Origin of the sequence: Synechococcus sp. H55.9 (assembly GCF_047462355.1) — a bacterium.
GTDB lineage: Bacteria > Cyanobacteriota > Cyanobacteriia > Thermostichales > Thermostichaceae > Thermostichus.
In genome coordinates this window covers 5662-10982 of record NZ_JANSJB010000090.1, presented here as the reverse complement: position 1 = coordinate 10982, position 5321 = coordinate 5662, and the positions used below count along the sequence as shown (strand labels likewise).

At 59.0% G+C, this 5321-nt stretch carries 4 protein-coding genes; 1 reads left to right on the top strand and 3 read right to left on the bottom strand.

All coding sequences use genetic code 11. The annotated features are described in order from the left end of the window. Nucleotides 1–122: 122 nt before the first annotated feature. Nucleotides 123–1220 (bottom strand): spermidine/putrescine ABC transporter substrate-binding protein, encoded by a 1098-nt coding sequence (locus NW857_RS10790; RefSeq protein WP_414368915.1) that lies wholly within the window; start codon nt 1218–1220, stop codon nt 123–125. 82 nt (nt 1221–1302) lie between these two features. After that, nucleotides 1303–1839, bottom strand: coding sequence for a thioredoxin domain-containing protein (locus NW857_RS10785; RefSeq protein ID WP_414335351.1), 537 nt, complete (start codon nt 1837–1839; stop codon nt 1303–1305). A 169-nt stretch (nt 1840–2008) separates the two neighbouring features. Here NW857_RS10785 and pheT point away from each other — a divergent pair, with 169 nt between their 5' ends. After that, on the top strand, nt 2009–4486 hold the full coding sequence (gene pheT / locus NW857_RS10780; RefSeq protein WP_414335353.1) for a phenylalanine--tRNA ligase subunit beta: 2478 nt from the start codon (nt 2009–2011) through the stop codon (nt 4484–4486). A 131-nt stretch (nt 4487–4617) separates the two neighbouring features. Here pheT and NW857_RS10775 read toward each other — a convergent pair. Beyond that, the coding region (locus NW857_RS10775; protein ID WP_414368913.1) for a DUF726 domain-containing protein at nt 4618–5321 on the bottom strand (704 nt) is incomplete at its 5' end.

The window sequence follows — 5321 nt, the reverse complement described above, 5'->3', positions numbered from 1 at the left end:
TTCCCGCCGTGGGTCGCACGGTGGCCGCACGCTGAGACCTCTGTACAAACAAGTCTGTGAAGCGTGAAGCCGTACTCTATCTAAGTTGTGTTTACTCAACGAAGATGAGTGTCGGGAGTCGTTCACCTGCTTTTCACCGTTGTCCAGAGGGCGTCGATGAGGCGCAGCTCTTCCCCTGACAGCACCTTGAGGTAGCCCAGTTTGGCAAAGGTTTCTTCATCGGGGTAGATGGCCGGATTTTTCCGATCTTCCGGATCGATCAGGGGCAGCGCTGCGGCGTTGGGGGTGGCGAAGCGGTTGTGGTTGCTCAACTGGGCGCCGACCTCGGCATCCAAAATGAAGTTGATGAAGCGATTGGCCAGCTCAGGATTGGGGGCTTTGGCAGGGATGGCCATCACGTCCAGCCAAATGTGAGCGCCCTCGCGAGGGACGAAATAGCCGATATTGGGGTTTTCTTCGGTCGCCTGCAGCGCGTCGCCACTGTAGACAATCGCCACATTGGCCGTTCCGGAGACGAGTTGATTTTTGCCTCCTACGCCTCCGATGAGGCCGGCGCTGCGGCGTTTGGTCTCGATCAAAAGCTGCTGGATCTGCTGCAGTTCGGAGCGAGCAGTGGTGTTGATATCGAAGCCCAGGTAGAGGGCTGCCGCGGCAATCATGGAGCGCATCTCATCGATCATCACAAAGGGGCCGTACTGCTGCTGCGGGTCGAAAATCAATCCCCAAGAGCGCTCGAAGTTTTCCGGCAGGCGGTCTTTGCGGTAGCCGATGCCGGTGGTGCCCCACTGGTAGGCAGCGGTGTAGGTGTTCTCTGGGTCGAAGGGCAGGTCGACAAATTTCTCGCCCAGGTTGCTCAGGTTGGGAATCAGGTCTTTGTTAAGAGGCTGCAGCAGGCCCAGCTCCACCATGTTGGGCACAACGTAGTCGGTGGGCACGACGATGTCGTACTGGCTGACGCCGCCCCCCCGCAGCTTGGCGATCATGTCCTCGTTGGATTCGTACACACTCACCACCACGCGGCTATTGGTGGCTTTCTCAAAAGCCGTGAGAATGTCGGGATCAATGTATTCTGACCAGATGTAGAGGTTGAGGGTCTGCCTCTGGGCAGGGGTGGCATGGGGCCAAAACAGAGCCAGGATCAGCACACAAAAGGCCAGGGTTGTAGCCGAGGCAATCCACTTTTTCATGAGGTTTCTCCAACTGGGAAAAGTTGAAGACATCGTATCTGCTTTGTCTTAAGTTTTTGGGAGCGGCATGGCTATATGTCGCATGTTGTGAATGTGCTTCTGTTCGGCCAAAACTCTACCCGTGGCTGCGGGGATCCGGCTGATTGGGGAGGGTGGGTCTACTCCGCTCCAGCTCAGACACCGGCCCAATACTGGTCAACTGCAGAGGCTGCCCAGTGGCCAGAGCCAACACATTGGCCCGCAAAATCGACGGCGGCTGTTCTCCAATTGCCGATCCCAGCACCTCTCCCTGCCGATCCAAAAACAGAAAATGCGGGATCCCGTTTACCCGGTAGCGGCTCAGCTCCGGCAGCCACTTGGGATTATCCACATTGAGCATGACAAAGTTGACTTGATCGGCAAATTCCTTTTTTAGGTCGGCCAAGAGAGACGCCATCGCTCGACAGGTGGTGCACCAATCGGCATAAAACTCCACCAAAGAAGGTTTGCCGTTGGCTTGAGCTTGCTCCCAAGGTATGGCCTCTTGGGCCAGAGCTTCTAGGTGGGTGCCTGCCTGACGACTTTGGCTAGCCAAAAACAGGCCAGCCGCCATGACCACCGCCACCAGGGCAACCAGCCCGTTGCGCAGCCGTTCTGTCCAGTTTTCCCTCATGGTTCATTACCTCGCGATCGGCACATCTGGTGGATCTGGCTCTCACCGTTTTAGCATCCCAGCCTGTCCTGCCGGCTCCGGCCAGAGCAACATTTTGGGCCGGGATCCCGGCTGGAGAAGAGGGCCAGGTGAGCGATAATGGGTGCGGCGTTTGACCGATGGCTCAGCGATGCGCATCTCCTTGAAGTGGCTGCGAGAACTGGTGGATTTCCAACTTGCACCGGAAGAACTGGGGGAAGCCCTCACCCTGGCAGGGTTTGAGGTGGAAGAGATCGAAGATCGCCGCAGTTGGGCAGACGGCGTCGTTCTGGGCAGGATCTTGGCTGCCGAGCCTCACCCCAACGCCGACAAGCTGCAGGTTTGTCAGGTGGATTTGGGATCCGATCGGCCTGCAACCATTGTCTGTGGAGCCGCCAACGCTCGCGCCGGGATCCTCGTAGCGGTGGCCACGCCCGGCACCTATTTGCCCGCCATCTCCCTTACCATTGCCAAAGCCGACAAGCGCGGGGTGATCTCGGAGGGCATGATCTGTTCTTTGGCCGAGCTGGGACTGGAGAAAGCTTCGGCAGGGATCCACGAATTTCCGCCCGATTTGGATCTCAGCCTGCACCCGCTTGGCTCTGATGTGCGCCCGCTGCTGGGCCTGGACGATGTGGTGCTGGATCTGACTTCCACCGCCAACCGCGCCGACGCCCTGAGCATGGTGGGGATCGCCCGCGAGGTGGCCGCCCTCACCCGCAGCCCGCTGCACCTGCCGCCCATCAAGCCTCTGCAGGCCCAGCCCATCCCCAACTTTCAGTTGCGCATTGCTGACGCCAAAGCCTGCCCCGCCTACAGCGGCGTGTTGATCGAAGGGGTGAAAGTTGGCCCCTCCCCCGACTGGCTGAAACACCGACTGGCCGCCGCCGGGATGCGCCCCATCAACAATGTTGTGGATATTACCAACCTGATCCTGCTGGAGTGGGGCCAGCCCCTGCACGCTTTCGACTGGGATCGCCTGCTCCAGGTCATGGGCAAGAAAAAGCCCACCCTTGAAGTGCGCCTGGCCCAACCGGGAGAAACCTTGAAAACCTTGGACGGCCACACCCGCACCCTGCAGCCCGACAGCCATCTCATTGTGGCCGGCGGCCAACCGGTAGCCTTGGCCGGGGTCATGGGAGGGGAAGAGACCGAAGTCAGCTCGACCACCACCCGCATCTTTTTGGAAGCAGCCCTCTTCGATCCGGCGGTGACGCGGCGCTCGGCCCGCTCCCACTCGCTGCGCACCGAGGCTTCCACCCGTTATGAGCGAGGCGTGAACTTTGCCACCCTCGATCAGGCTCGGGATCGGGCGGTAGAGCTTATTTTGGAGCTGGCGGGCGGATCGGTAGTAGGCCTTACCCGCTTCGACCAACGTCCGCCTTTAGAGCGCACCTTGAAGCTGCGGCTGTCGCGGCTGATCGATGTGTTGGGGGACGAGGTGCAGGCAGCGGATGTGGAAGAGATCTTGTCTGCTTTGGGCTTTCGGCTCTCTCGCTGCGAGGAGGTCAGCTCCCGGAGTGCCCTCTCCCCCGCCACCGAGACGGCAACTGTGGCCCGCTGCGTTTGGCAGGTCGCCGTTCCCCCCTATCGCCTGCGGGACATTGAGCGGGAGATCGACCTCATCGAAGAGTTTGCCCGTCTCTACGGCTATGACCGCTTCTCGGAAACCTTGCCCACCGAGCCGCAGGTGGGATCCCTTTCGACACGAGAAACATTCACGCGCCAGATCCGAGAGGTGCTGCGCGGCATTGGCCTGACGGAGGTGTACCACATCTCCCTCTGTCCGGCGGAAGAGGACAGCTCCCTGGTGAAAATCGCCAATCCGCTTTCGCCGGAGTACTCCGCTGTGCGCAAGGCGCTGCTGCCCGGCCTGGTGGAGGCCTTCCGCTTCAACTGGGATCAAGGCAACGGCCCGCTACAAGCTTTTGAGATTGGCCGTGTCTTTGCCCATGCCCTGCCCACCAGCCCCCACCCTTACCAAGAGGCCGAGCATGTCGGCGGCATTATGGGCGGGGATCCCAATCCCCACGATTGGCAACACCGCAACCGACCCATGGACTGGTTTGAGGCCAAGGGGCTGCTGGTCTCGGCGCTGGAGCGGCTGGGATTTGGCCCAGAGTTGCGTCTGGATCCCCCTGAGGCGCAATCGCCGCTGCTGCACCCCGGTCGTCAGGCCGGCCTGTGGATCGCAGGATCCCGCATCGGCTTGTTCGGCCAGTTGCACCCCCGCCTTTGCCAGGAAAAGGGCCTGCCGGATCAGGTCTATGGGTTTGAGTTGCAGTTGGATCCCTTACTGGAAAGCCTGGAGAGACGAGGCATTGTGCAATTTGCTCCCTTTTCGCCTTTTCCTGCTGCCGATCGGGATATCGCCTTCTTTGCGCCGCTTGACCTCACGGTTGGCGAGATCGAGAAAGTCATTCGCCAAGCCGGCGGAGAACTTCTCCAATCGGTGCAGCTTTTCGACGAGTACCGTGGCCAAGGAGTACCTGAGGGGCAGCGCAGCCTTGCCTTTCGCCTGGTGTACCGCGCTGCCGATCGCACCCTGACAGATGCGGAGGTAGAAGCCCTGCAAAACCAGGTGAGGGCCCAGTTGGCAAAACAATTTCCGGTTACCTTGCGCAGCTAAGTGACTGCTTCATGCCCCAACCGCTATTCGCCCCCCCTCTCCCACAAGGGGAGAGGAGAGTTGGAGATCAACACCTTTCTCTACAGTTGCCGCCGCTCTCTTCTGGCTTCAATGTCAAAAATCAACATGACCTATAACAAACGGCTGCTGCGCGCTTTCCAGTCCAGCTTTTGATCCAGAAGAAACTCCAAGTGAGGCAGATAGGCTTTACAGCTATGCTCTCCTGAACCGATTAGGTGAGTGGCATTGAGGTTTTCAATTCTGGGGTGAAACTCTCTAATTGGCTTGATCCCACAGGGGCTGCGGTTGAGGGAAGGGGCTTTGAAGACGTAGGCCAGAACCCAATCGTCTTCGTTGTAGATATTCACCAACTTTCCGGTGATATTTTCTATATGTAGACTCCAGTTCTTATCGGCCTGCCTCCTAACAGCACCGCTGAGCAAGATAACATCTTTAAGACGCCGATCTGCAGTCTGGGGCCAACCGCGCATGATGTAGTAGGCTACCCTTGCCCCCAAGGAAAACCCCATCAGGGTAATCTGCCTTTCCGGCAAAGCAGAGAGCAGGGGATAGGCGTAGTCCAGTCCCACTTCTTTGGCCTTTGCTTTGTGGGCTTCCCAGTGGGTAAGTAGTCCTACCCCTAGCTTCAGAGGGGACAAGGTCAAACTCGCCGGGTTGGAAGCATCCCACCAAAGGTAGTACAGGGATCCCTGCCATCCGGCACGTCGGAGTGTTTCCCACAACAGTCTTTTTTCCCAAGGTTGGGTTTCACCTTCGCTAAGGAAACCGTTGATGAAAACTAGGGCCTCGTCCCAACCCAGGGAGGGTTCAATAC